Genomic DNA, 24933 nt, shown 5'->3' with positions numbered 1-24933 from the left:
TTACAGCTCAATAGTTCGCTTATTTCGAAGTGTCCGGCATGCTCAATTACCGTCAATTGCACTATTTCTGGATGGTCGCGCGCACCGGCAGCATCACGCGGGCCTGTGAGCAACTGAACCTGACCGCGCCTACGGTCAGCGGTCAGCTGTCGTTGCTGGAGCACAATCTGGGGATGCGTCTGTTTCAGAAGGTAGGGCGCCATCTGGAGTTAACTGAGGCCGGTCGACGAGTACTGGCCTATGCCGAGCCCATGTTCGAGGCTGGCGTGGCGTTGGAGGCCATGCTCCGTTCCCAGCCTGGGCAGCAGCCGCTGGCGTTCAGGGTAGGCGTAGCGGACGTTGTGCCCAAATCCATCGTCTACCGGCTGCTGGCCCCTACCATGGCACTGGAAGACCCTCCCCTGCGCATCAGCTGCCGCGAGGACAAGCTAGAGCGGTTGCTGGCTGACCTGGCCATACAGCGGCTTGACCTGGTGATTTCCGACAGCCCGGTCCCCCCTCAATTGGACATAAAAAGCCGCACGCTAAAACTGGGGGAGTGCGGCATCGGCTTTTTCGCAACGCCTGAGCTGGCTGGGCGTTGCAAAGGCGCTTTTCCTGGCTGCCTTGAGCACATGCCCTTGCTTATTCCAGGCCCTCAGAGCGTGGTGCGCAGCCGGCTACTGCGCTGGCTGGAAGAGGCTCGGGTAAACACTCGAATTGTTGGGGAGTTCGACGACAGTGCGCTGATGCAGGCCTTTGGCTTGGCAGGCAGCGGCGTGTTCGTAGCGCCCAGCGTGATTGCCGACGACCTTACACGCCAAGGCGACGTTCAACTGTTAGGGGAAACCGATGCCGTCACCGAAGCGTTTTATGCCATCTCGGTGGAGCGTCGGGTGAACCACCCCGGTACAGTGGCCGTTGCGGAGGCGGCGCGCGAAGGGCTCTTCCAGCAATAGGCCTGCAGGCCCTACTCTAGTTATGTTCCCGCCACCACTTTTTCGCCAAGGCCCTGTCCATGACCGACCACTCTGACAACGCTGCCACGCTGCAAAAGCCTGACCTTACCCCTGCGGACCTTCGTATTCTCGGGTGCCTGGTGGAAAAGCAGGCCAGCAACCCTGAAACCTACCCCCTTACCCTCAATGCGCTGGTGCTGGCCTGCAACCAGAAAACCAGCCGCGAGCCGGTGATGCAACTGGCCCCCGGTGAGGTAGGCCAGCGGTTGCGTGTGCTGGAGCAGGCGGGCTTTGCAAAGTTGGTGATGGGCAACCGTGCCGACCGCTATGAACACCGGCTCGACAAGGCACTGGAGCTGGTGCCAGCCCAAGTTGCGCTTTTAAGCCTGCTGTTTCTCAGAGGGTCACAGACCCTAGGGGATTTGTGGACGCGGTCCAGCCGCCTGCACCCCTTCGACGATGCCGACCAGGTACGCCATCAGTTGGACCGGTTGATTGCACGGGGCTATGCGCAGCAACTCCCTCGGCAACTGGGCCAGCGTGAAGTCCGCTTTACCCATGGCTGGGCCCATGTGGCCGAGGGCGCCGTGGAAAATAGCGCCCCTGCTGAAGTGGATACTGCGGGGGATACAGCAGCAGCGGCCGCTCGCCTAGAGGCACTTGAAGCACGGGTGGCAACACTGGAAGCGCGCTTGGCAGCGCTAGGCCTGGACTAACCGGCCGCCGCGAAAGCGGTTGCTTGAGCTACCAGCGCATCACTTGGCCGTACGCCGGTGTACAACGCGAACTGTTCCAGGGCCTGCAGCGCTACCACGTCCTGCCCCGAGATCACGCGCTTGCCAGCGGCCTCGCCTGCTATCACCAATGGCGTGCGCGCAGGCAATGCCACCACATCAAATACGACGTCAGCTGCGTCTATCGTCTGCTGGCTGAAGGCCAAGGCATTGGCTTCAGCCCCACCGGCCATACCCACCGGGGTGACGTTAACCACAATGTCAGCCTCGACACCCTGCACACTCGCTTGCCATTGATAACCGCATTGTTTGGCCAGTGCCGGGCCGGCCTCAGGGTTACGCGCAATAACCGTAGCACGGGCGAACCCGGCGTCGCGGAAGGCGCAGGCCACGGCTTTGGCCATCCCACCGCTGCCCCGAATGGCCAAGGTGCAGTCCGAGTTGAGGGCGTGGGCCTGGATCAGCTGACGTATGGCCAGGTAGTCCGTGTTGTAGGCCTTCAAGTAACCGTCGTTATTGACGATAGTATTGATAGACGCAATGGAGGCTGCCGACGCATCAAGCTCATCGACCAAGGGAATACAGGCTTCCTTGAATGGCATTGAGACCGCACACCCGCGAATGCCAAGTGCGCGAATGCCGGCAATGGCAGCTGGCAGGTCCGAGGTGGTGAACGCCTTGTAGAAATAGTCCAGGTCCAGCGCTTGATACAGGTAGTTATGGAAGCGTGTACCAAAGTTGCCTGGGCGCGCGGCCAGAGACATGCAAAGTTGGGTGTGCTTGCTGGGAAAAATAGCCATGAAAGGTCCGACAGGTCTGTGAAGTTGTAAGGAAACCGATACGGTGAACTTACAGAAAATTTACCATTTGCGGGCGCTGCATTTAACCGTTTCGCTGTCATAGTGTGTACGGCAGTCCCAGGTCCCGAGGGCGGGAACCAGGCGCTGCGTATCGCGAGGAAGCATCATGATTCGTCATCTCCCCAAGGTTGCCCTGCTGGTCGGCGCACTGAGCCTGGCCGGGCCTGCGGCCGCACACGGCGGCATAGGCCCAGGCGTCATTGGCGCGGTGCTAGGTGCTGCTGTGGTAGGGGCTGTGGTTGCCAATCCAGGCCCTGTCTATGTGGAACGTCCGGTTTACGTGGCGCCCCAGCCTGTCTATGTACAGGCGCCCCCACCGCCAGTCTACTACCAGCCTGCGCCGGTCTACGTGGCTCCGCCACCGCCACCGGGCTACTACGTGCCGCAGGGGTACTATGCACCCCATGGCTACTATGCACCGCGAGGCTATTATGGCCCCCCACGCTGGTAACCATGTGCTCAAGTACGCCTGTTTCAATAGCCACTATTGAGCACGTTGATTTGTCGTCGGCTCGCTCGGCCTTGACACTGAGCGCATTGAGTCAGCGAGGTTCCTGTCATGCCTTTATTTCACATCATGAGCGTTGTCGGTAGTGCAGTGCCCGAGCACCTGCGTGACCTTGGGCTGCTTGCGTGCTGGTACGTCGTATTCGACGGCAATGTCGTAAGCCCGCCGCTGATGTCGCGCTCGGCTGCCGAACGCCATTGCCGCGACATGAGCCAGTGCCTGGCGGCCTGACGCGCCTCATGCTCGCCGCTTAACTTCTTTTGCTCGCAAGGCATCCTGTGCAGCCCGGCCTACCGGCTTAAATGAAGAAACATTTAGCTGCCCGGACAATCGACAGGCACTTGGCCATAAATTTACAATGTGGCCAACTTTGATGGCAGGGACGCCACACTTCTACTCTTCTTGCGAGTGATCTGCGTGAAAACCCCTCTTTCGATACTTGGCCTGTGCTATGTGCTTGCAGGCGCCTGCTTCACGTCGAACGTCACCGCTGCGGCTGCCTCTTTCAGTCGAGACCCTGCCCAACTGCACCTGGCCTCGCATAGTGCATTGTTGGTAGACCTCCAGACCGGTCAGGTCATTTACGAAAACAAGCCTGACCAGGTTGTGCCTATCGCCTCGGTCACCAAGTTGATGACGGCGATGGTCGTACTGGACGCCAAACAGTCGATGAGCGAAGACATTGCTGTCGATATCAGCCAGACGAAAGAAATGAAAGGCGTGTTTTCTCGCGTCAAGCTGGGCAGCACGCTCAGCCGTCACGACATGATGCTGATCGCGCTGATGTCGTCCGAAAACCGTGCCGCCGCCACCTTGGCCCACCATTACCCAGGGGGCTACAACGCTTTTATTACCGCGATGAATGCCAAAGCGCGCGCCTTGGGCATGAGCCATACCCGCTACGTGGAGCCCACCGGCCTGTCCGAGAAGAATGTGTCCACGGCCCGGGACCTGAGCAAGTTGCTGACCGCGGCACGCCGCTACCCTATGTTGTCGGAACTGAGTACCACTAAAGAAAAGACGGTCAGCTTCAAAAAGCCTAACTACACGCTGGGCTTCCACAATACCGACCATTTGCTCAACCAGAAAAACTGGGACATCCAGATCACCAAAACCGGCTTTACCGACAAGGCCGGCCACTGCCTGGTACTGGTGACCAGCATGGGGGGCCGCCCAGTAGCCATGGTGATCCTGGATGCCTTTGGCAAGTACACGCACTTTGCCGACGCTACCCGCCTGCGTACTTGGGTAGAAACCGGGCGCGGCGCCAAGGCGCCGGCTGTGGCCATGCAATACAAGGCCGAGAAGCACCGCCAGCTGGCAGATTGACCCTTCAACTAACGGCTACCGCCCTGCTCCCCCAGGGCTTAGGCCGTAGTACTGATACTGGTACCGCTGGTGCTGCTGCCCTGCTTGCTAAGTGCCTCTAGCAGCTGGGCACTCACCGTCTGCAACTCGCCACTGGTAGCGGCCACTTGGGCCTGTGCAGATGCCACGGCCGTAGCTTTGTCCTCGGGGCTAGCTTTGGCACTGATAGCCGCCTGAAGAGCCTGCTGCTCTTTGGCCAGCTCCTTTTGAAGCTTGGCCAACCGCTGCTGCAACTGGGTGACGATATCTGAGCTGCCACTGCTGCTTTCACTGGAACCGGACCCACCACCGGCGGGCACCGTACCGCCGGCTGGGGCGGCAACCTGTGTGGTAGCCGACGTACCTGCCCCTGCCACAGCCGTTGTAGCGTTTTCATCAACAGCGGCGGTGGTAGCCTTGCTGACGGCGTAGGTCTGGATATGAAGATTGGAAGCAATCGAGGAAAGGCTGGTCATGGGGGGCCCTATGAACGGTTTATTGGCCTACCCTCCATCGGCCGCTGTATCACAGGCTTTAGCACACCTTTGTAACGACCACGTATCGCCGCCCTTACATAGCGTGCCAACATGAAATAATCTTCAAATAGCCTCCAATCAAAACTTGGCACAATGCCAGGGTCCGCTTCATTTCTTGCAGGTACTTCCATGACACGTGTACTGACCATCGAAGACGATGCCGTTACCGCCCGGGAAATCGTGGCGGAACTGAGCAACCATGGCCTTGAGGTCGATTGGGTCGACAATGGCCGCGAGGGGCTTGTGAAAGCCGTCAGCGGCGTCTACGACGTCATTACCCTGGACCGCATGCTGCCTGAGCTCGACGGGCTTGCGATTGTCACCACGCTACGCACCATTGGGGTGTCGACTCCGGTGCTGATGATCAGCGCCCTGTCGGATGTGGATGAACGTGTTCGAGGCCTGCGCGCAGGCGGTGATGACTACCTCACCAAGCCCTTCGCTTCGGACGAGATGGCCGCACGGGTCGAGGTACTGCTACGGCGTAAACTGGCCGGCACCGCCCAGGACAACACCTTGAAGGTAGCGGACCTGGAACTGGACCTGATCACCCGAGAAGCTCGCCGCGGCGATCAACCGCTGAACCTGCTGCCTACCGAATTCAAGCTGCTCGAATTTCTGATGCGCAATGCCGGCCAGGTGCTCACCCGCATGATGATCTTCGAAGAAGTGTGGGGCTATCATTTCGACCCCGGCACCAACCTGATCGATGTGCACATCGGGCGCTTGCGCAAGAAAATCGACCCGGCCGGTACCCCGCCGCTCATCAAGACCGTTCGAGGGTCTGGCTATGTCATTGCCGAACCCCTCTAAGGGGTGGCGCTCCTCCAGTAGCCGCTTGCTGGCGCTATACAGTTTCCTGTTCGTGGCCTGGAGCAGCATTCTACTGGGCGTGCTGTACTTCGAAGTGTCGGACTACCTCAACAGCCTGGCCCGACAATCCTTGATGCAGCGCCAGCACCTGTTTGCACGGTTCGGTGGGCGGGACCTGGAAGACGCATTGGCCGCCAGCCAGGCCTTCGACGACCGTGCCTTCGACGCCTATGGCCTATTCGACGACGAACTGTACCCGGTTGCCGGCGAGCTGCACCGCATCCCTCGCGGGCTGGCGCTGGATGGAGAAATCTATGAGCTGGACGACTGCGTCGACTCCAACGACCTCAAACTTCCCCAGGACAGCTGTGCCGCTGTTGCCATGCCCACGCGTGATGGGCGCTGGCTAGTACTGGTGCGGGATAACGGCTCCGTGTTCGCGGTGACGCACATCATTCTGCGCGCCTTGCTGTGGGGCATTTCGCTGACCGTGCTTCCCGGCGCGGCAGGCTGGCACCTGCTGCGGCGCCGGCCGCTGCGGCGTATCCGCCAGATCCAGGCCAGTGCCGAAGCCATCATGGCCGGCGACCTGGCTGGGCGCTTGCCGTTGTCCGACCGGCGTGACGAACTGGACATGCTGGCAGCTATCGTCAATGCCATGCTGGACCGCATTGAAAAGCTCATGTTCGAGGTCAAGGGGGTGTGTGACAACATTGCCCACGACCTGCGTACGCCGCTGACTCGGCTGCGGGCACAGTTGTATCGCATCAAGCAGCAGACCGAAGACAGCTCGGGGCAGGCGCAGGCCTTGGACCAAGCCATTGCCGACACCGACACGTTGATGGCGCGCTTCCGTGGCCTGCTGCGGATTTCCGAAATCGAAGACCACCGTCGGCGCTCGGGCTTCGTGGAAATGGACCCCCTTGAATTGCTGCAAGAGCTTCACGATTTCTATCTGCCCCTGGCCGAAGAAGGCGAGTTGGCACTGCTGCTGGACGTGCCTGATAGCGTTCCGCCTCTGACCGGTGACCGTGCCCTGCTGTTCGAGGCCATCGGCAACCTGCTCGGCAATTCGATCAAGTTCACCCCACCGGGGGGCCAGGTCATATTGCGTGCAGAGCGCTATCAAAACGCAACACGTATCAGCGTGGACGACTCTGGCCCCGGGATTCCAGAAGCCGAACGCCAGGCCATTTTCCAGCGTTTCTACCGTAGCGACGAGTCTGCCCAGGGCGGCTTTGGGCTGGGCCTGTCTATCGCGGGCGCAGTCGTGAACCTGCATGGCTTCGGCCTTGAAGTCACTGACAGCCCTCTGGGCGGTGCTCGCCTGGTCCTTGATTGCCGACCCACCAACGCACTGGTTGCCACATGAACCTTCTCTACATTACCGAGCAGCCCGACCACGCCCTGATGCGGATGTTTACCGACCATGCCGGTGACGTCGTGAGTACCGTGCCTGAACAGGCCGATGTGCATTTGCACGGCCAATATGGCTATATCGTGCTGGACCTGCCCGTGGCCCGTGCAGACCTCTTGCACAAGGCTGTAGACCGCCGAGGCCGTGCCCGGCTTCTGGTATTGCTGGGGCAAAGCGATTCAAGTATCCGTGCCCAGGTGCTGCAAGCGGGGGCAGACCTTTGCCTGCCTCGCCCGCTGAGCACCGAAGAGCTGCAGGCGCGCATGCAGGCCCTGACCCGGCATTATCCTGTGCCGGCCACCGATCCTGGGCCAGGGCTGTGGCTGTCCAGCAACCGGTTGCTGTTAGGCCGTGCCGGCGCTCAGCAAAGCGTGACCGTTACCGAGCAGCGCCTGCTGGCCCTGCTGGCCCAGCACGCCGAACCCATCAGCCGTCATGCGATCGAGGGCCACTTGTGGGGTTCGGCAGAGCCCTCCCGGGGGCCTTTGATCGAACGCCACATCTGCAACCTGCGGCGTAAGCTGACCGAGCTGGGCGCACCGTATGCCCTGCAGACGTTGCGGGGGTATGGTTATTGTCTAAGCGAGAGCCTGCGGCTGCGCACAGACTAGGCTTTGTACGAAAAGTGGCTGCGCTCGGCCATGCTGTGTCAAAAGTCAGCTCGGAATGCTCATTTACAACCAGTAAACCCGAGTGCGGGCCCAGTCCGCTTCCTCGCCTGCTTTCGCCTTGCCTGACCTTCGCACAACTTATTTCAGGCAGGCCCTAGGGTTATCGATGAGTAAACCCTGGCGTGCGCTTATCGATAAAGGCAGCCATGCCCTCTTTCTGGTCTTGGGTAGCGAAGGCCGCATGGAACAGCCGCCGCTCGAAGCGCACGCCTTCGGCCAGGCTGACTTCGAAGGCACGCTCTACGCTTTCCTTTACCATCAGGCTCATAGGCAGGGATTTTTCAGCGATCACGGCAGCCACCTTCAACGCTTCCTGCAACAGGTCGGCGGTGGTAACAATACGAGCTACCAGCCCAGCTCGCTCGGCCTCCTCGGCCCCCATCAGGCGGCCGGTAAGGCACAGTTCCATGGCCTTGGCCTTACCGATGGCGCGGGTGAGGCGCTGGGTACCGCCCATGCCCGGGAGCACCCCCAGGTTGATTTCCGGCTGCCCAAAGCGGGCGTTGTCCGCCGCCAGAATGAAATCGCACATCATGGCCAGCTCGCAGCCGCCGCCTAACGCGTAACCCGCCACCGCAGCGATCAGGGGTTTACGGCGGGCAGCGATGCGGTCAGCTTCACGGAACAGGCCATCCACATAGATGCCTGGATACGTGAGCTCGGCCATTTCCTTGATATCCGCACCCGCGGCAAAGGCCTTTTCCGACCCAGTCAACACCACACACCCGATGCCAGGGTCTTGGTCAAAACGGTCTAGCGCCTGGTTCAACTCGTCTACCACTTGGGCATTCAAGGCATTGAGCGCCTGTGGGCGATTTAAAGTGAGCAGCCCCACACGGCCATGCACCGCCTGCACAATGGTTTCAAACTCGGACATCACATGCTCCTTTATTGAGGGTTAAGCCAGGCTTTCCACCGCCACGGCCGTGGCTTCACCACCACCAATGCAGATGGCAGCCACGCCGCGTTTCAGCCTGCGATGGCGCAGGGCTGCCACCAGCGTAACAAGAATGCGTGCGCCTGAGGCACCAATCGGGTGGCCCAAGGCGCAGGCCCCGCCCCGTACATTCACTTTTTCGTGGGGCAGCTCCAGCCGCTGCATGCACGCCAGCGCCACCACAGCGAAGGCTTCGTTGATCTCGAACAGGTCGACGTCTGCCAGCGACCACCCCGTACGTGTCATCAGGCGGTTGATGGCCCCGACCGGTGCAAGGGGAAACAACGCGGGCTCATCAGCGAAGGCCACGTGGCCTCGAATGACCGCCAGCGGCTCAAGCCCTTGCGCACGGGCGTGGCTTTGGCGCATCAGCACCAGCGCGGCAGCACCGTCAGAGATTGAACTGGCGTTGGCCGCCGTGACCGTGCCGCCTTCCCGGAAAGCCGGCTTCAAGGTAGGGATTTTCTCGGGCCTGGCCTTGGGGGGCTGCTCATCCTGGTCGACGAGCTGGGTCACCTTGCCTACCTGTACCGTCACCGGCACGGTTTCCATCGCAAACTCCCCCGCGTGCATGGCCTGCTGTGCACGCGCCAGTGAGGCCAAAGCGTAGGTATCCTGGGCCTGGCGACTGATGCCTTCGGCACTGGCACAGTCTTCGGCGAACGTGCCCATAAGACGGCCAGGCGTATAAGCGTCTTCCAAGCCGTCGAGGAACATATGGTCAAGGATGTTCCCATGCCCCATGCGGTAGCCCTGGCGTGCCTTGGCTAGCAGGTACGGCGCGTTGGACATGCTTTCCATGCCGCCGGCGACCACCGCGGTGGCGCTGCCTGCGATCAGTTGGTCGTGGCCAAGGATAACGGCCTGCATACCCGACCCACACATCTTGTTCAGCGTGGTGCAAGGCGTTGCCTTACCCAAGCCTGCGCCCAGCGCGGCCTGCCGTGCCGGTGCCTGGCCCAGGCCGGCGGACAGCACACAGCCCATCAGCACCTCGTCGACAGATTCAGGCGTTACCCCGGCTCGCTCCACGGCAGCGGCAATGGCTTCGCTACCCAGCTGAGTAGCGCTCAACCCGCTCAACACCCCTTGAAGCCCACCCATAGGGGTACGGGCAATACTAACGATCACAACCGGGTCATCATTCATCGTGTGGTACTCCTTCAGCGCGCGGCCATACGCAGCGCGCCGTCCAGGCGAATCACTTCGCCATTGAGCATGTCATTAGCGACAATCTGAAGGGCCAGAGCAGCGTACTCGGCCGGCTTGCCCAAGCGTGGTGGAAACGGCACAGCTGCGGCCAGCGACGCCCTTACGTCGTCAGTCATGCCAGCCATCATGGGCGTCTCGAACAGCCCCGGGGCAATGGTCATCACACGGATACCATGCCGTGCCAGCTCCCGTGCCGCCGGTAGCGTAAGGCTGGCCACAGCCCCTTTGGAGGCGGCGTAGGCGGCCTGGCCGATCTGCCCGTCGAAGGCCGCCACCGACGCCGTATTGATGATCACGCCCCGCCCACCATTAGCATCGGGCGTATTGTTCGCCATCGCCGCTGCAGCCAGGCGCAGCAGGTTGAAGCTGCCTATCAGGTTCACCTGTATTACTTTGGCAAATGCCTCCAGCCCATGAGGGGCGTCGCGCCCCAGTATGCGTTCGCCCAGCACGATGCCGGCACAGTTGACCAGCCCATGAACGGCCCCGAAGGCCTCCAGGGCTTTGTCCACGGCCGCCTGTGCTTGAACAGCATCCGTGATGTCCGCCGCTACATGGGGCATCCCCAGGGTGCTTGCCATCGCCGCGACAGCCGCCGCGTTCAGGTCGGCCAGTACAACCTTCCCTCCGGCTTCGACCAACGCCTGTGCAGTCGCGGCCCCCAACCCTGAGGCCGCCCCACTGACGATGAAGCTGTTGTTCCGAATATCCATGGAGCGCTCCGCCAGGTACGAGAGGCTTGATGCTCAGGCTAAACTCAGCCACGCACAATAGCCACGGCGCTCACCTGCCGTGAGCGGTTTGGCCAGTACCCTGGATCAGCGCCCGGTAGTGGCCAGGGTTGCAGCCGAACCACTGCCGGAAGGCCCGGTAAAACGAACTCTCATCGGCAAAGCCCAGCCGTTCGGCCACCTGCCCAATACTGCATCCCTCTTCCGCCAGCCAGGCCACGGCGCGCGCTTTGCGTACACTGGCCTTTACCCGTTGCAGGCTCTGCCCTTCCTGCGCAAGGCGCCGGCGCAACGTGGCTACCGACAGGCCGTAGCCGGCAGCCAACGCTGGAGCGTCTGGCCAATCAGCCGCTGCCGTAGCTTGCAAGCGCTCGCGTACGCGCTGTGCCAGCCCCCCGGTGTTTCGATACCTGACCAGCAAGTTGCCAGGTAACTGAGCGCAGAAACGGTCCAGGTCAGCGTCGGTGCGGCGTATCGGTTGATCGAGGCAGTCGGCAGAAAATACCAGCCGCGTGTGGGGTTGCCCGAAGCGCAGGTTGTCGCCGAAGAAGCGCCGGTAATCGTCGCAGCACTCAGGGGCCTGGGCTTGCAGGTCCACGGCGAGGATGGGCACCCGGCGCCCCGCCAGCCAACAGGTGAGGCCATGCACGATCATCCAGAAGGTGAAACAGGCGAACGGGCGCGCCGGTGCTGTGAACCCGCTAAAGCAAACCTGGGCCAGGTTGTGTTGCTGCTCAAGCACTGACGAAAGCCCCAGCATCAGGTGCAGGCCTTGAAGCGCCAGGGTCAGGCCTTGGGCCACGCTGCCCTGGCCCTGTGCAGCACGCCAGATAAAGGCCAGGCTGCCCACCGGCAGCGCCCGGGCACCCATGTTGAAGAACTCATCGTCGAGCCCTTCGGCCAACGCATGCCACAGTGAGGCATAGGTACTGACCGGCACCCTGGCCTGAGCGTTTCCCAGCCAGGCCATAGGGATCGCCGCCTGTGAAAGGGCCTGTGCGGCACGCGCTTCGGGGCTTGCCAGCAGTGCTTCGCGCACCAGAGCGATAGAGATGCTGTCCTTGCTCACAGGGGTATGCCTGAGCTGTAAAGCGTCCATGGTAGAGTGCGGCAGCCGGAAAGTCAGTGCTGAACCCTGAACCCGTTTCCTGGTCCTGCCTTGTATCCTCTGCCCAAGGAACGTTGCAATGCGCCTGCCCCTGATTGCCTATGCCCTCGCCGCGCTGTTCGCTTCCACTGCCCACGCGGCAGATACGCCCCCGGTCTACGGCGCCCAATTGGAAGGGTTCGAGTACCCCTACACCTTGCAGCATTACCGCTTCGAGTCTCAGGGTACGGAACTCCAGATGGGCTACATGGACGTGGCCGCCGCTGGCAAAGCCAACGGCCACACCATTGTGCTGCTGCACGGCAAAAACTTTTGCGCTGCGACCTGGGAGGCCACCATCAAGGTACTGACAGGCGCCGGTTACCGGGTCATCGCCCCAGACCAGATAGGCTTCTGTACGTCAAGCAAACCAGAGCATTACCAATACAGCTTCCAGCAACTGGCCAGCAATACCCACGCCTTGCTCAATGAACTGGGCATCAAGGACGCCGCTGTGCTGGGCCACTCCACCGGCGGCATGCTTGCCACTCGCTACGCCTTGCTGTACCCGGAAGACACCGAGCGCCTGATGCTGGTGAACCCTATCGGGCTTGAGGACTGGAAAGCACTGGGCGTGCCCTATCGCACCGTGGATGACTGGTTTGCCCGAGAAACCAGGCTGACGGCCGACAGCATCCGTGATTACGAGCGCAAGACGTATTACGGGGGCCGCTGGGCACCCGCCTACGAGCGTTGGGTAACCATGCTGGCGGGCCTAAACCAAGGCCCTGGCCATAACGTGGTGGCGTGGAACTCAGCGTTGATCTACGACATGATTTTCACCCAGCCGGTAGTCTATGAACTCGACCGCCTCAAGGTGCCGACGCTTCTGCTCATCGGCACCGCCGATACCACGGCCATCGGCAGCGACATCGCTCCCCCCGAGGTCAAGGCCAAGCTCGGGCACTATGACGTGCTGGGCAAACAAGCCAGCCAGCGCATTCCTGGGGCAACCCTGGTGGAGTTCCCAGGCTTAGGCCACGCCCCGCAAATGGAGCAGCCAGACCAGTTCCACAAGGCTATGCTGGCCTGGTTGGCCCAACCTGTTCCTGCCCTTGTCGATAACCAGGAGTAACCCGTGAGCGAACTGCGCATTGCAGTACTGGATGACTGGCAACGTGTGGCCCAAGGGGTGGTGGACTGGAGCCCCTTGGCGGCGGTAGGCCAAGTGGTGTTTGTCCACGATTACCCTGCCGATGCAGACACCCTGGCTGAACGGCTGGCGCCCTATGGGGTGATCTGTGTGATGCGTGAGCGCACGCTGTTCAATGCCGAGCTCATTCGCCGCCTGCCAAACCTCAAACTGCTGGTAACCGGAGGCATGCGCAACGCGGCCATCGACCTCAAGGCAGCAGCAGCGCAAGGCATTACAGTGTGTGGCGGAGACAGCTACCGTCAGGCGGCACCGGAGCTGACCTGGGCGCTGCTCATGGCACTTAGTCGCAACCTGGTGCAGGAGGCGCAGTCCGTGCGCACGGGCGGGTGGCAGACAAGCCTGGGCAGCGACTTGCACGGCAAAACGCTAGGCCTGCTGGGCCTTGGCAGCATAGGTGGCACCGTGGCCGGCTATGCCAAAGCCTTTGGCATGCGGGTGATCGCCTGGAGCGAAAACCTCACGGAGGAACGCGCGCAGGCGGTGGGTGTGCAGCGGGTCAGTAAGCAAGCCTTGTTTGAACAGGCCGATGCCGTAAGTATCCACCTGGTGCTTGGCGACCGTACCCGCCGCCTGGTCGATGCTCAGGCCTTGGCCTGGATGAAGCCAGGCGCGCTGCTCATTAACACGTCACGCGGGCCTATCGTGGATGAGCAAGCCCTGATCGCGGCGCTTGAAGCCGAACGCCTGGGCGGTGCAGCGCTGGATGTGTTCGATCAGGAGCCTTTGCCTGCCGACCACCCGTTCCGTCGGCTGCCTAACGTGCTGGCAACGCCCCATATCGGCTACGTCACCGAAAACAACTACAGGGCCTTCTTCACGGCCATGATCGAAGACATCATCGCCTGGCACAACGGCGACCCGGTACGGGTACTGAGCGCGAACTAGACATCGCCTAAGCGGCTTAACGTTGTTCGCTTGGCTGGCCAGGTGTCGAAGCGGGCGCGGGAAAGCGCTGCCCATTGCCGACACCTCCATTCTCCAGTGTGGGCGGCCGACCTTGGGAGGCCTCTGGGCGGGCCGGGTTGTTGGGTACTGTGCCCTGCCGGCTATTGGGGTTGATGCGCCGTATAGGGCTGCCCATCGGGTTGGCGTTGACCCCAGGCCGGGTTTGAGGCTGGCCTGGCGGTTGTACCGGTGCAGCATAAAGGGCTGGCACCACCAATACCCACGTCAAGGCGGCCAAGGTCAAGCGTGCACGTTTCATGTAGCTTCCTCGAATGGGTCGAACGCAGGGGCATTTGCCAAGGTCGCAGTAGCACTGTTTACGGAGGTGGCCATGAAAGCCCTACTGCTGTCACTGCTGTGTCTGAGCCTTGGTGCCTGCGCCTTGTTCCCGCCCAGGGACCCATTGGTCGTGCAGGTGGCAGGTATCAACCCTGCCACCGGCGCAGACCTCGAATGGCGCCTGCTGGTACAGCTGCGCGTCCAGAACCCAAACCGCGACCCCATCGATTATTCCGGGGTAGCCCTTGCACTGCAGGTGAACGGCCAGCCTCTGGCCAGCGGCGTCAGCCCGGCCCAAGGCACGCTGGCCGGGTATAGTGAAGCCTTGATAAGCGTACCGGTCACGGTGTCCGCTTTTTCCGTGCTGCGCCAGGCGGTTGGGCTGGCCAGCCTTCAGGTAGGGGAAGGTATGCCTTACCGAGTGGATGGCAAGCTGGATACACCTGGGTGGTCAGGCGCTGTGCGCTTTACCGACAGCGGTAAGCTGGACACGCGTCTGTTGTCGCCGCAAGGGCCGAAGCCCTGAACCTAGCGGGCCGCACTCATCAGTTTGTTGACTTCGGTGCGTACGAGGCTGGCATAGTCGGGTGGTGACATCTGGTCGAGTTCCGAGCGCACCCACTCTGCCCACTTTCCTTTACGGCGAGGTTTTTCACCAATCAGCCGTGCAGCCTCGGCCTTTGCACGGCCCAGGTTGGCTTTCCAGTTTTCAAAATGGCGAGCCTTTTCTGTCTCGATGGCCAAACGTTCATCGAATGACTTGTTGGCAAGATTCAAACTCATGCACCCTACCTCCTGGGATTGTTCGAAGCCGCGTAGTCTACACCCCTCTGCAACTTTCAGGGCTGCAGGCAATCCGATTGACCACAGCCGCAAACGAGGAAGCCGCCATGGCCCGTAAACCTTCTAACCCTTTGATGGATGAGCAAATCATGGACCAGGCGTTCAGTGAACTGGCGGCCTTGGTGAATGAATCCGAAGCCTTGCTTGAAGGCCGTTCCGGTTACCCGCGTGGCCGTGCAGCACGCCGACAACTGGACCAGGCAATGCAACAGGCCGCGGTACTGGTGCGCCAGCTAGGCGAGCGTGCGGCGCCTGCGCTGCAAGGTACAGAAGCCTATGTCAGGGCCAACCCGCTCAAAGCGCTGGGCATTGCCACAGCCGTGGGTGCCATGGCGGCGATGCTGATCAACCGCCGCGGCTGACCCTTTCACGCCCCCTGCTTACTGCGCCCATGCCTGCAACTGCGCCAGGCAGCCGGGCGCAAGCGTAATGCCCTCGCGCAGGGCTGCTTGCCGTTGGCGGTGGCGCCGATCACCGGCCAGGCGGTTTACACCCGCCTCGGTCATCTGCTGCACCAGGTCGCGTGCACGCGCTGCGAACCGGTTGCCTCCGGTTTTTGAAGGGTCGATTACGATCATCAACTGGCCCGTCCAAGGCGTTTTGGCGCCGGGGTGCTCTGCCCAGTCGAATTCGAACGAAAAATGGCCGCCGGTCAATGCAGCGGCCAGCAGTTCTACCATCATCGACAAGGCCGAACCCTTGTGCCCCCCGAATGGCAACAAGGCCCCACCGTCCAGGACCGCACGAGGGTCTTGCGTGGGCTGCCCGGAAGCGTCTACGCCGGCACCTTCCGGCAGGTCATGCCCTTCCCTGGCTGCAATCTGTACATCGCCATGGGCCAGCGCGCTGGTCGCCATGTCAAACACCAATGGCTCGCGCCCCTCACAGGGTGCTGCGAACGCAATAGGGTTGGTGCCAAAGACGGGGCGCACAGCACCGTGCGGCACCACGCAGGTCATGCTATTCACCACGCTCAAGGCTACCAGCCCCTCCTCAGCGAAAGGCTCCACGTCTGGCCATAATGCCGCGAAATGGTGGGAGTTGCGGATGGCAAGCACCGCAATGCCCGCGCTTCTAGCCTTATGAGTCAGTAGCGAGCGCGCAGCCGCCAATGCCGGCTGAGCAAAACCGTTACAGGCGTCCACTGCCACTACCCCCGGCGCCACGTCTTCTACCACCGGCACTGCGGCCGGGTTCACCCAGCCGCTTGCCAGGGTGGAGAGGTAACCCGCCATACGGAAGACGCCATGGCTCTCTGCGCCGTCGCGTTGGGCGCCAGCGCAGTTGGCAGCCAACACCGCCGCCACGGCAGGTGAGGCGCCATGCTTGCGGAAGATGGTTGCCAGCAACGACTCAAGTTCGCTGTAACTCAGGGTCTGTTCGTGCGACACGGCTTTTACCTCTGTTTACAGCGGCTTCATGTAATCCGCACGTTTAGGTTATCGGCGGACCTTGCGACGCATCACGCCATTGATGATAACGGCAACCACCGCCACCCCGATGGCCAAGTACTGAAACGTTTTCTCATCGATACGCCCCTGAACTTGCAACCAAGACAGGCCCAGCATGATGGCGACGATCACCAGAGACAGCAGTAAGGAGTATTTCAGGCGTTGCATGTTTGTCATAAGGCACTCTTGCTTGTATCCAGATACTTACCAAGTGGAAACCAACACCGGGCAATATTTCTACTGCACTGGCGTCATAGTACCGCGCCCGCTCATGCAGTGCGGGCTTTACATCAAGAGGGCTATGCAATGTTGCGTCCAATCAGCTGGCTGATTCCCGTGTTGTTGACCGCCAGCCTTAGTGGCTGCTGGTTGTTTATGCCACCAGGCGGTGGTGGTAGCGGTCATGGCGGTGGTGGTCACGGCGGTGGCCCTGACGGAGGCGGCCCTGGCTTCACACAGCCTCGTTGAAGGGTGTTACCCCACAGTTCCAGAACAATCTATTCCCGCTTACTACGCCATCCGTTGGAGTGCAGGCTCAGTGGCCCACTCTAAGGAGGGCCCTCTCCATGCGTACTTCTCTTCTCACTGCAGTATTGTTTGCAAGCGTTGCGGCACCTGCAGCGGCGCTGTCTGTTCACACCTTGACCGAGACCGAACTACGGGAGGCCAGTGCACGCCTGGCTGACCGCGCGGGCAGTTCACAATGGCAGCAACTGTGGTCCAGAACCCGTGCAGCGGGGCATTTCGAACCCACGGGTCGTCAGCCACGGTTCACCTTGCCCATGCGAGAGATACCCACAGCGGTGCGCCACACCCTCGTGGACCCTCATCAGGTGCAGGTAAAAGGGCAGACACGTGTGCACTTGCGTAGGGACTTTTCCCCTCAGGTCACAGGGACGGCAGATGGCCAAGTACTGACGGCGGTGTGCCTTACCATTGAATGGCGAGGTGCCCCAGACAGTACACGAAATGCCCGCCTTGAAGATGCGGGGCTTACCTTCGTCGGCCTGCACAGCACCCAACCCTGCGAATAAACATCTTCCTACGCAGCCAATGCTTGTTTCTGACACAGCGCGGAGCGCTTTCATGTGCATTGGGCGTACATCCTGACGCTGCGGGAGCTCAGGGGGCGTGCGCAAAATGCATCACGCCACAGGGCACTCACGGATCCCTTTGAAAGGACTTCATCATGGATACTGCTGAATTAAACCAGGTTGATACCACACGTCTACCGCTCTCTCTGCGCGCCTTGATCGACTGTGTGGGGGTGGAACATGCCTACCGCTTGACGCAGCTGTACGGTGGCCGGCCGCGCTACATTCCAAAAAACCCTGAACGCTCGGCCCTGGCCAACCTATTGCCGCCAGCCGCCCTTGCGGCCTTGACGGCGCGCTTTGCCGGGACCTCCCTAGAGATCCCCAAGGCTGACCATTTCGAACGCCAACTACGTGATCGTCGTATCGCGGAAGAAAGTACCCAGGGATGGTCACGTGCCGAACTGGCAAACCGCTACGGATTGAGCCTGCGGCAGATCGGCAACATCCGGCGCAGCCAGAGTGCAATGCCTGCGTAGGCCTTCCTTCTTTAACCTAGGCGTGAAGAGCCGCACTGTAGCCGTGCGGCCATAGGTCGCTACCTCTATTCATGGAAAGGAAATCCATAATGTCTACGATCGACAACGGGCTGATAGGCTCGGTAATCAACGCTTTGCCTCTGGACCGTATGATTGCAGGCCCACTGCAAGCCATGATCCAGGCTCAGACGGCCGCCAGTAAATCCTATGCGGACTTCCTCCTGGGCGTATGCATCAAGGATGGCAAGGCCGTAGCGGTCAAGTTCGACTACGACGAAACGATCACTGACGAAAACGGCACCTATAAAGGGACCGTTGCCAAGTCGATGCAGATACCGCTGCTGGCAGCGGTTACTCACCCCAATATCGCCATCAGCGAGGGTACGGTCGAGTTCGAGCTGACCATTAGCCAAGCAGCGGAAGAAGCCACCGAGACGCAGAAAGGTGGCGAAATGGCCGCTTCGCTAGGCTGGGGGCCGTTCAAAATGGCTGTTAAAGGCCAGATGAGTCACAAGAGCACACAAACGCGCAAGACGGATACGCGCGCCCGCTATGCGTTCAACACCAAAGTAGTTCGCCTGGACCCGCCTGAAGCCTTGATGAGGGTAATGGATGCCTTGACCGAAGCCGCAGCAAAGCCAGTTCGCCTGGGTACGTCGGCCCTTAACAGCGAGGAATCCAAGTATGGCAATACCGCCCTGGCGCTCCAGACTACCGAAGCCGAGAAAAACGCCGTATAGCGCAGGTAAATGACACGGCACTATAACGCCGCAGCCATTCTGCGTGATTTGGTAACGCCGCTACTGCGGCGTTACTCCTTGCCAAGGAGACTCCCTGATGGGATTGTTTTCCAGAAAAGAACCCATGGTCTCCAGCGACCTGCGCGACATTACCCGGGGCCTGCATGAGGCCGCCAGCAGTGCCAACTCCCTCATAGCTCAGCAGTACATCAAACTCTTTGATCAATTCTTCGACTACGACCCAGACGACCTCGGAACCCCTATGCGGGCCAAGATGGTAGAAGTCGCCCTGGATGCCCAGCATTACATGCAGGTACCGTTGATTACGCTAGTCGCACCCCGTGGCCTGGCCTTGGAAACGATGAATGTCGACCTGTCCGTCAAGGTCACCGGAACCGAAGCCGAGGCGGTCACCCATGCCTTGGAAAACGGCGAACTCAATTCCGAACGCTTCTATGTGACCCTGGGCGGGTTGCGCCGGGACCCGGCCCAGCGCAACCCCGATGAAGTACAGATCAGCCTGACCTTCAAAGCGTGTGATCCACCAGAGGCCGTGCAGCGACTGCTGGAGGAATATACCCAGCTCATCACCCCCCTGCGCAGATCAGCCCCCCAGGCCGCACCTTTGCCTGATGAGGCACAGGATGTAGAACATTCAGGGGATTAGAAATCCTTCTTGTAAAACAGGTCCAGTGAACTGGCCACGCCGCTGGCCGCTTCAAGGTATAACTGACGTGTAAGTGCATAGCGCAGTGCTACTGTACTGGCCGGTTCAAACACCCCTACGCCATAGCGCAGGGTCAATCGGTCAGTAAGGTTTCCGCTAGCCACCACACTGGTTGCATTGCCACTGCCTTGCGTATCCAGTTGGAAATCCTGGATGCCCAGGTTTTTTGCCAGCGTTCCTGCAGTAGACGCACTGCCCATCAGGCCTAGGCCAAGCGCGGCTTGGGCCAGTACATTATTGTCCCCACCGTCACTGTTGAGTGGGCGGCCAAGGATCAGCCAGGACAAGGCTTGCTCCTGGCTCATGGCAGGCTCGGCGAACACCTCGCTGGAGGGCTGCTGGACACTGCCACTCAAACGAATACCCGCCGTCACATCGTCCGTTTGGCGAACGGCTTCCACGTCCAAGTAGGGCTGGTCTACAGGTCCCGTAAAGAAAAGGCGTGCCCGGCGTATGGTGAGGCGTTGCCCGTACGCACGATAACGACCGTTACGCAGCTCCAAAGCACCTCGCGTGTCCAAGTCGTTGCCGATATGCAACCGCCCGGCGATGTCGGCCTGCAAGCCGAAGCCGCTGAACGCCAGCTTCTCTTCCCCTACGATCACATTGATGTCCATGGCCATGCCGGCCTGAACGGAGGCAGGTGCCTCACGCCCTACCACGATCGTGTCCTGAGATACTTTGACCGTAGAGGGCGGGAGCTGGCGTACCGTCACGGTACCCTTGGGAATGTTCACATCGCCGCTGACAGCCAGCTTCTGGTTCGCCATGACCAGCCGAAGGTCTGCACCTGCCTCCACTTGGGCATAAGGCGGCACATCCACCGGTAGCCGGCTGGCACGTACGCCCATGTCCAGGCGCAAGGCATCGCTCCAGTCCAGCTCGCCCGTAATGGTGCCCTGCCCCTGTGCACCACTGCGCCAGCCGCCCTTTAACTCCAGGTGGTCACCCCCCATACGCGCCTGAAGGTTCAAGGCCTCAATGCTTAGGGGCAGGCCAGGGCCCGATATCTGGCCATTGGCCAAGTTGAACAGGCCGTCCACACGGGGCGCCTGCAACGTGCCACCCAGTTGCCCATCACCGTCGAGGTGGCCTGCGACCTGGTCTGCCTGTTCAATCATAGGTTGCAATATTGCCAGGTCCAGGCCATTGAGATGGAAGCTCCCGCTCAGCGCCTTTTGTGGGCCAAAGGGGTCTACGCTGGCCTTCACATGCAGCTGCCCCAGCCTGCGACCCTCAAAATCAAGGACGTTGCCTACGTTGCGAGGCGTGATGTTGCTGACCAGCCGAAGCGTATCGTAGGGGAACCGTAACCGCTGTGTGCCCTGCTGGGCTGACAGCGTTCCGCCGCTGATATCGACAACCAGCTGGCCTTGGGGGCCAGCCTTGCCCATGTCCAGTTTCACGTCAGCATTGGCGCTGCCCTCCCAGCTCAGGGTGTCGGGCAACCAAGGCTGCAGGCTGGCCATGGGGAAATCCTTGAGGTGCAGGCGAATGCGTGGTTCAGGGGCCAGTTGCTGATTATCGGCACACAGGCTTGCAGGCCCTGAGCGCCAGCAATGGGCACCCACCGTCACCGTACCGTCTGCCAGGCGCTGCAGCAAGGCAGGCGACTGCAGCACCCAGGCTTGGCCATGGCTGGCCACCCGGCTGCTACCTAATTGCCCTTTCCATGCCCCATCAAGCCAACTACCTGCTGCGGTCAGCGCTAGCACCAGCTCAGGCCCCTCCAAGTGAGCTTGAAGCGAATGCCGTTTGGCATCCCCGTTGCCTTTGAGCGACAACGTCCCAAGGTTGGTCGCACCGGCACTTAGCCCTGTGCCCGTAAGGTTCAAGGCACCCTGCTGCTGGCCGTCAAGCTGGGCATCCAGCGACAAGCCACGAATGTGGTTCTCCTGCCAGGCCAACTGTTGCCCTTGCAACACCAGTTTGCCCAGGGGCCGTACAAGGCTGCCGGCCAGGTTCAGTTGGCCTTTGACGGCGCCTGCCAGGCCAGGCCAAAGCTGATCCAGGCGAGGTGCGGCGATGGCAAGCGTGCCCTCCAGGCGCTCACCGCTACGACCGGAGCCGGTCAGGTGATTCAGCCCCATGCTCACGTCCACGCCCGCTACCTGCCATTGGCTACCCTTGCCATTCACAGTGCCTTTGGCATTGGCAGGCTGCCCGCGCAACTGGCCGGTGAGCCCAAACTGGGCAGCCAGGTCGAGTACGTCGTTTTGCCAGCGGCCTTCACTCGTGAGGGTGCCGCCTAGCTTCCCAGGCATGGCGGCCACCCAATACGCAGGGTTCAGGTTGGAAAGGTTAAGGTTCGCGCCCCAGGATACACCCTCGGCGAACCCAAGCTTGAGCTGCCCCGCCAGCTGGCCTTGCCCCGCCATCAACTGCAACTGCGGTAACACCACGTGCTGCATGTCCCCACTGAACGGTGTTGTCAGCGTGAACGGCCCGGCAGGCCCCTGGAAGTCACCGGCCAGGTTGCCCAAATAGTTGCCGTGCCCATAGCGCACCATAGCCTTGACAGTGCGAGCGCTGACCGGGGGCGGCGAAGGCTGGGGGTAAAGGCTCGCCCAAGGGAAGTCGAGCCAGTCCAGGTTGGCCTCGGCCGCTAGCCCGTCCGCCCACGTGGCGTTACCTGTGATCTGCACGCGGTGGGTGGCGTCCTGAGCCAGGCTCAGCTCGTCCACCCTGGCATGTTCTGCACTGACGTTGCCTTTAAGTAGCAGCGTCACCACGCCTTGTTCGCCCGGTAGATGTGCATCGCCCTGGACGGCATACCCATCCTTGAGATTGCCTTTAGCCTTCAGCGCAATCTGTTGAAGCGTGAGGGTGGCAGGCAAGGACTGGTCGGCCGTGAAACGTTCGGAGGTCACAGACACCTGCGCCGGCAGATGGTCTGCCAGAGGCTGTACGGAAGCCGCCAGCGTAGCGTCCAGGTAACCGGTGCTTTTGGCTGCCAGTGCAAGCGTACCGGCAACCTCGCCTGTGAGCGTACCTTGCAATTGCCACGCTCGATCATCCACGGTAGGCAAAGCCAGGCTCAGCTGTGCATTCATTGGCCATTGGCCCTGGGGACGAAGGGTGCCCTCCAGGCCTAGCCGCATGTCTCCATACGTCAGTTGCAATTGGCCCAGTTGCAACCCTGCCGCGCCCCAGTCGGCCGCCAGGTTGACCTGGCTCAACAAGGGTTGCCCGGCGTAATTGACCTGGCCGATATGGACCTCGCCCAGCTCAAGGCTTACGGGCATATCCAGATCCGGCAGCTGGAATGGGCTGTTGTTATCTGGGGAGGCTGCGGGCGTGCCGGGCGCGACATTGACGTGTTCGGCCTGCAGATGATCGACACATAAGGTGAGCCGCCAAAGGCAGCCGGGTGTCCAGGTCACGCCCAGGTCGATGATTTCAGCCTTCAGCCCGTCTGCCCCCGCCCAGCTCAAGCGGTCGGCTTGCCAGTGGCCACCCAGCCGCCCTTCGAAGCCCTCGACCTCAAGGCCTGGCACCTTGCCCAGTATCCAGCGACTGCCCGCCTGGGTATTCAAAGCCGCTGTCACTACTGCTAGCAGCACCGTGAACAGGCCAATGATGGTTAACCCTCCTCCAAGGGCCCAGCGCCCGCGGCGCGTCATAGTTCAGGCCCCATGGAGAAGTGCAGGTGCACGCCCCCGTCGTCGTCCAGGCCTTGGGCTATGTCTACCCGTATAGGCCCCACAGGCGATACCCAACGTACCCCCACCCCTACCCCGGTTTTCAAACTGGGCAGGTCCAGGCTGTTGAATGAATTGCCTTGGTCGATAAAGGCTGCCATCCGCCATTTAGGCGCCACGCTGTATTGGTATTCAGCGGTTCCTGCCACCATGTAGCGGCCACCGATCTTGTCGCCATCGCTATTTTCCGGGGACAGGCTCTGGTAGTCATACCCACGCACGGTCTGGTCGCCACCGGCGAAGAAGCGCAGGGAGGGTGGAATGGCCTTGTAACCGTTCGTGGCGCTCCCGCCCACCTGCAGCCGGCCGAGGAAACGGTGTTTTTCGAACACGGTGGTCAACCCTCGCCACTGGACATTGCCGTGGAGCAGGTTGGCATCGGAGAGCATACCCTCCTTGGCCACCTGGGCATCGAATTCCAGGCGGTAGCCATGGCTGGGGTCCACTTTATTGTCACTGTGCAGGTAGCTATAGCTGATGCCGGGCATGACCAGGTTGCTCAAACCCGTGTCGTCACCCAGGCGGTACTGTTCGCGCTGCCACTTCAAGGAGATTACCCGCTGCCATCCACTGTCTAGCTGGGTATGCCATTCAGGGCCCACGGTCAGCAGCTTGCTCAGGCTGTCGGTATCGGCGATTTCTTCATACTGGTAGCCGGCGGCGTAGCGCAGCTTGTCCGTCAGGGGGGAGGCCAAGGGTACGTCATACCACAGGCCTACGTTCTGTCGAGGCGCGGACAACTCCGCCTCGGCACCGTAGCTGTGGCCCTGCGGGTTGACCCAGTGGCGTGTCCAGTTAGCCCTCAGCCGCGGGCCCACGTCAGTAGAGAACCCACCCCCCAGGCCCAGCGTGCGCGGGGCTCGGGCTGTGAGCGCCACGTTTACCGGCACCACGTGCCCCTGAGCCTTCTGAGGCGAAGCGTCCACGGCGACACCTTGGAAGTAGCCACTTGTTTGAAGGTCTCGGTTGAGCTGCGCAACCAGGTCTGCGTTGTAGGGGGCTCCTGCATGAAACGGCACCAGGCGCTGCAGCAGGCCGGGGTCTATGATCGAGTCTCCGCTGTAACGCACGTCGCCGAACCGATAACGAGGCCCGCTCTGGTATTGCAGGGCAATGTCCGCCACGCCGGCCTCGGGATCGACCCGTAGTTGCTGCTGCTCGAAGTGACCGTCGAAGAAGCCAAACCGTGAAGCCTGGGTCTGGATCAGCCGCTTGGCATCCTCATAGTGCCCGTGATTAAGCGTCGCACCGGGCGCCAAGGCATAGCTATCAGGTACTTTGAATTCAGGCAAGGCCGACGCGGGCCCTTGCACCACGATGAGAACATCTCGCAGGTGAACGGGTGTTCCTGGCTTTACCCGCACGTGGAGGGTTGGCTTCTGGCCCACCGTCACTTCGGTATCGACCTGGGCCTGATAATAACCCAGTGCTTCTGAGGCACTGTGGGCCTGGGCTTCGACGGTTCGGCGCATCTGCTGCAAGGCAGGTGCATCACGGTCCGCGACACTGCCGATATACGCCTCGATATTGGCCCGCAACGCAGCATCGGGCGGGGTCACGTCCACCTGAAGGCGGCTTTCAGCCGCGGCGTTTGCTGCCAGGCAGGCAAGTATCACACTGCCGCCTGTTCGTCCTGGATACCTCATGGGCGCGATCCTATCACGGAT

The 24933-nt window shown here is 61.2% G+C and carries 28 protein-coding genes; 16 read left to right on the top strand and 12 right to left on the bottom strand.

Annotated features, from left to right (window positions below; genetic code table 11):
- Nucleotides 1-38: 38 nt before the first annotated feature.
- Nucleotides 39-938 (top strand): transcriptional activator NhaR, encoded by a 900-nt coding sequence (nhaR, locus tag HBH25_RS01030; RefSeq protein WP_168080625.1) that lies wholly within the window; start codon nt 39-41, stop codon nt 936-938.
- 59 nt (nt 939-997) lie between these two features.
- Nucleotides 998-1654 carry a YceH family protein gene (locus HBH25_RS01025; RefSeq protein WP_168080623.1) on the top strand — a complete coding sequence of 219 codons (657 nt, stop codon included), beginning with the start codon at nt 998-1000 and terminating at the stop codon, nt 1652-1654.
- On the opposite strand, the gene HBH25_RS01020 is transcribed toward HBH25_RS01025, so the two are convergent.
- Nucleotides 1651-2472: a shikimate 5-dehydrogenase gene (locus HBH25_RS01020; protein ID WP_168080621.1), complete on the bottom strand. Its 822-nt coding sequence runs from the start codon at nt 2470-2472 to the stop codon at nt 1651-1653. The genes HBH25_RS01025 and HBH25_RS01020 overlap by 4 nt on opposite strands.
- A 166-nt stretch (nt 2473-2638) precedes the next feature.
- Here HBH25_RS01020 and HBH25_RS01015 point away from each other — a divergent pair, with 166 nt between their 5' ends.
- From HBH25_RS01015 to pbpG, 3 genes are all read left to right on the top strand, one after another.
- The gene (locus tag HBH25_RS01015) at nt 2639-2983 is read left to right on the top strand and encodes a hypothetical protein (protein ID WP_168080619.1); all 345 of its coding nucleotides are present in this window, start codon (nt 2639-2641) and stop codon (nt 2981-2983) included.
- A gap of 108 nt (nt 2984-3091) precedes the next feature.
- Entirely contained in the window at nt 3092-3271 is a 180-nt protein-coding gene (locus HBH25_RS01010; protein ID WP_168080617.1) for a hypothetical protein, read from the top strand.
- Nucleotides 3272-3457: 186 nt separating this feature from the next.
- The gene (pbpG, locus tag HBH25_RS01005) at nt 3458-4369 is read left to right on the top strand and encodes a D-alanyl-D-alanine endopeptidase (protein WP_168080615.1); all 912 of its coding nucleotides are present in this window, start codon (nt 3458-3460) and stop codon (nt 4367-4369) included.
- A 38-nt stretch (nt 4370-4407) separates the two neighbouring features.
- On the opposite strand, the gene HBH25_RS01000 is transcribed toward pbpG, so the two are convergent.
- Nucleotides 4408-4863, bottom strand: coding sequence for a hypothetical protein (locus HBH25_RS01000; protein ID WP_168080613.1), 456 nt, complete (start codon nt 4861-4863; stop codon nt 4408-4410).
- Between the two features lie 189 nt (nt 4864-5052).
- Here HBH25_RS01000 and HBH25_RS00995 point away from each other — a divergent pair, with 189 nt between their 5' ends.
- Genes HBH25_RS00995 through HBH25_RS00985 form a run of 3 tightly spaced genes read left to right on the top strand, consistent with a single transcriptional unit; the run spans nt 5053 to nt 7764 of the window.
- Nucleotides 5053-5736, top strand: coding sequence for a response regulator transcription factor (locus HBH25_RS00995; RefSeq protein ID WP_168080611.1), 684 nt, complete (start codon nt 5053-5055; stop codon nt 5734-5736).
- A complete protein-coding gene (locus HBH25_RS00990; RefSeq protein ID WP_168080609.1) occupies nt 5714-7108 on the top strand; it encodes a sensor histidine kinase in 1395 nt (464 codons plus the stop codon). Before HBH25_RS00995 ends, HBH25_RS00990 begins: the two co-directional genes overlap by 23 nt.
- The gene (locus tag HBH25_RS00985; protein WP_168080607.1) at nt 7105-7764 is read left to right on the top strand and encodes a response regulator transcription factor; all 660 of its coding nucleotides are present in this window, start codon (nt 7105-7107) and stop codon (nt 7762-7764) included. Before HBH25_RS00990 ends, HBH25_RS00985 begins: the two co-directional genes overlap by 4 nt.
- Nucleotides 7765-7924: 160 nt before the next feature.
- On the opposite strand, the gene HBH25_RS00980 is transcribed toward HBH25_RS00985, so the two are convergent.
- The 4 genes from HBH25_RS00980 to HBH25_RS00965 all read right to left on the bottom strand — a co-directional run bounded on the left by HBH25_RS00980 (nt 7925) and on the right by HBH25_RS00965 (nt 11803).
- The gene (locus HBH25_RS00980) at nt 7925-8701 is read right to left on the bottom strand and encodes an enoyl-CoA hydratase (RefSeq protein WP_168080605.1); all 777 of its coding nucleotides are present in this window, start codon (nt 8699-8701) and stop codon (nt 7925-7927) included.
- Between the two features lie 21 nt (nt 8702-8722).
- Nucleotides 8723-9910: an acetyl-CoA C-acyltransferase gene (locus tag HBH25_RS00975; RefSeq protein WP_168080603.1), complete on the bottom strand. Its 1188-nt coding sequence runs from the start codon at nt 9908-9910 to the stop codon at nt 8723-8725.
- A 14-nt stretch (nt 9911-9924) separates the two neighbouring features.
- Complete coding sequence (locus tag HBH25_RS00970; protein WP_168080601.1) at nt 9925-10686, bottom strand: SDR family NAD(P)-dependent oxidoreductase; 762 nt, start codon at nt 10684-10686, stop codon at nt 9925-9927.
- A gap of 70 nt (nt 10687-10756) precedes the next feature.
- The gene (locus HBH25_RS00965; protein WP_168080599.1) at nt 10757-11803 is read right to left on the bottom strand and encodes an AraC family transcriptional regulator; all 1047 of its coding nucleotides are present in this window, start codon (nt 11801-11803) and stop codon (nt 10757-10759) included.
- An 88-nt stretch (nt 11804-11891) separates the two neighbouring features.
- Here HBH25_RS00965 and HBH25_RS00960 point away from each other — a divergent pair, with 88 nt between their 5' ends.
- Both HBH25_RS00960 and HBH25_RS00955 read left to right on the top strand, forming a co-directional pair.
- Nucleotides 11892-12926 (top strand): alpha/beta fold hydrolase, encoded by a 1035-nt coding sequence (locus HBH25_RS00960; protein WP_168080597.1) that lies wholly within the window; start codon nt 11892-11894, stop codon nt 12924-12926.
- A gap of 12 nt (nt 12927-12938) precedes the next feature.
- Nucleotides 12939-13892, top strand: a complete 954-nt coding sequence (locus HBH25_RS00955) for a D-2-hydroxyacid dehydrogenase family protein (protein WP_168081419.1) — start codon at nt 12939-12941, stop codon at nt 13890-13892.
- Nucleotides 13893-13908: 16 nt separating this feature from the next.
- Here the strand turns inward: HBH25_RS00955 and HBH25_RS00950 are convergent, their stop codons facing one another.
- On the bottom strand, nt 13909-14211 hold the full coding sequence (locus tag HBH25_RS00950; protein WP_168080595.1) for a hypothetical protein: 303 nt from the start codon (nt 14209-14211) through the stop codon (nt 13909-13911).
- A 72-nt stretch (nt 14212-14283) separates the two neighbouring features.
- On the opposite strand from HBH25_RS00950, the gene HBH25_RS00945 reads away from it, so the two are divergent.
- A complete protein-coding gene (locus HBH25_RS00945) occupies nt 14284-14757 on the top strand; it encodes an LEA/WHy family protein (protein ID WP_168080593.1) in 474 nt (157 codons plus the stop codon).
- 2 nt (nt 14758-14759) lie between these two features.
- Here the strand turns inward: HBH25_RS00945 and HBH25_RS00940 are convergent, their stop codons facing one another.
- Nucleotides 14760-15014, bottom strand: coding sequence for a hypothetical protein (locus tag HBH25_RS00940; protein WP_168080591.1), 255 nt, complete (start codon nt 15012-15014; stop codon nt 14760-14762).
- Between the two features lie 107 nt (nt 15015-15121).
- Between HBH25_RS00940 and HBH25_RS00935 the strand changes: the two genes are divergently transcribed.
- Nucleotides 15122-15436 (top strand): ElaB/YgaM/YqjD family protein, encoded by a 315-nt coding sequence (locus tag HBH25_RS00935; RefSeq protein WP_168080589.1) that lies wholly within the window; start codon nt 15122-15124, stop codon nt 15434-15436.
- Between the two features lie 18 nt (nt 15437-15454).
- Here the strand turns inward: HBH25_RS00935 and HBH25_RS00930 are convergent, their stop codons facing one another.
- A complete protein-coding gene (locus tag HBH25_RS00930) occupies nt 15455-16465 on the bottom strand; it encodes an Ldh family oxidoreductase (protein WP_168080587.1) in 1011 nt (336 codons plus the stop codon).
- Nucleotides 16466-16513: 48 nt separating this feature from the next.
- Nucleotides 16514-16702 carry a hypothetical protein gene (locus tag HBH25_RS00925; protein WP_168080585.1) on the bottom strand — a complete coding sequence of 63 codons (189 nt, stop codon included), beginning with the start codon at nt 16700-16702 and terminating at the stop codon, nt 16514-16516.
- 389 nt (nt 16703-17091) lie between these two features.
- On the opposite strand from HBH25_RS00925, the gene HBH25_RS00920 reads away from it, so the two are divergent.
- The 4 genes from HBH25_RS00920 (at nt 17092) to HBH25_RS00905 (ending at nt 19505) form a co-directional block, all read left to right on the top strand.
- On the top strand, nt 17092-17559 hold the full coding sequence (locus HBH25_RS00920) for a hypothetical protein (protein WP_168080584.1): 468 nt from the start codon (nt 17092-17094) through the stop codon (nt 17557-17559).
- A 155-nt stretch (nt 17560-17714) separates the two neighbouring features.
- On the top strand, nt 17715-18098 hold the full coding sequence (locus HBH25_RS00915) for a Mor transcription activator family protein (RefSeq protein ID WP_168080582.1): 384 nt from the start codon (nt 17715-17717) through the stop codon (nt 18096-18098).
- An 89-nt stretch (nt 18099-18187) separates the two neighbouring features.
- Nucleotides 18188-18838 carry a DUF2589 domain-containing protein gene (locus HBH25_RS00910; protein ID WP_168080580.1) on the top strand — a complete coding sequence of 217 codons (651 nt, stop codon included), beginning with the start codon at nt 18188-18190 and terminating at the stop codon, nt 18836-18838.
- A 97-nt stretch (nt 18839-18935) separates the two neighbouring features.
- A complete protein-coding gene (locus HBH25_RS00905; protein WP_168080578.1) occupies nt 18936-19505 on the top strand; it encodes a DUF2589 domain-containing protein in 570 nt (189 codons plus the stop codon).
- Here HBH25_RS00905 and HBH25_RS00900 read toward each other — a convergent pair.
- Both HBH25_RS00900 and HBH25_RS00895 read right to left on the bottom strand, forming a co-directional pair.
- Nucleotides 19502-23188 (bottom strand): translocation/assembly module TamB domain-containing protein, encoded by a 3687-nt coding sequence (locus tag HBH25_RS00900; protein WP_168080576.1) that lies wholly within the window; start codon nt 23186-23188, stop codon nt 19502-19504. The two genes, HBH25_RS00905 and HBH25_RS00900, sit on opposite strands and share 4 nt — an antisense overlap.
- A complete protein-coding gene (locus HBH25_RS00895) occupies nt 23185-24912 on the bottom strand; it encodes an autotransporter assembly complex protein TamA (RefSeq protein WP_168080574.1) in 1728 nt (575 codons plus the stop codon). The genes HBH25_RS00900 and HBH25_RS00895 overlap by 4 nt, the downstream gene beginning before the upstream one ends.
- Nucleotides 24913-24933: the final 21 nt, after the last annotated feature.

Origin of the sequence: Pseudomonas quercus, assembly GCF_012033695.1 — a bacterium.
Classification (GTDB): Bacteria; Pseudomonadota; Gammaproteobacteria; order Pseudomonadales; family Pseudomonadaceae; genus Aquipseudomonas; species Aquipseudomonas quercus.
This window is presented reverse-complemented; position numbering and strand designations above follow the sequence as displayed.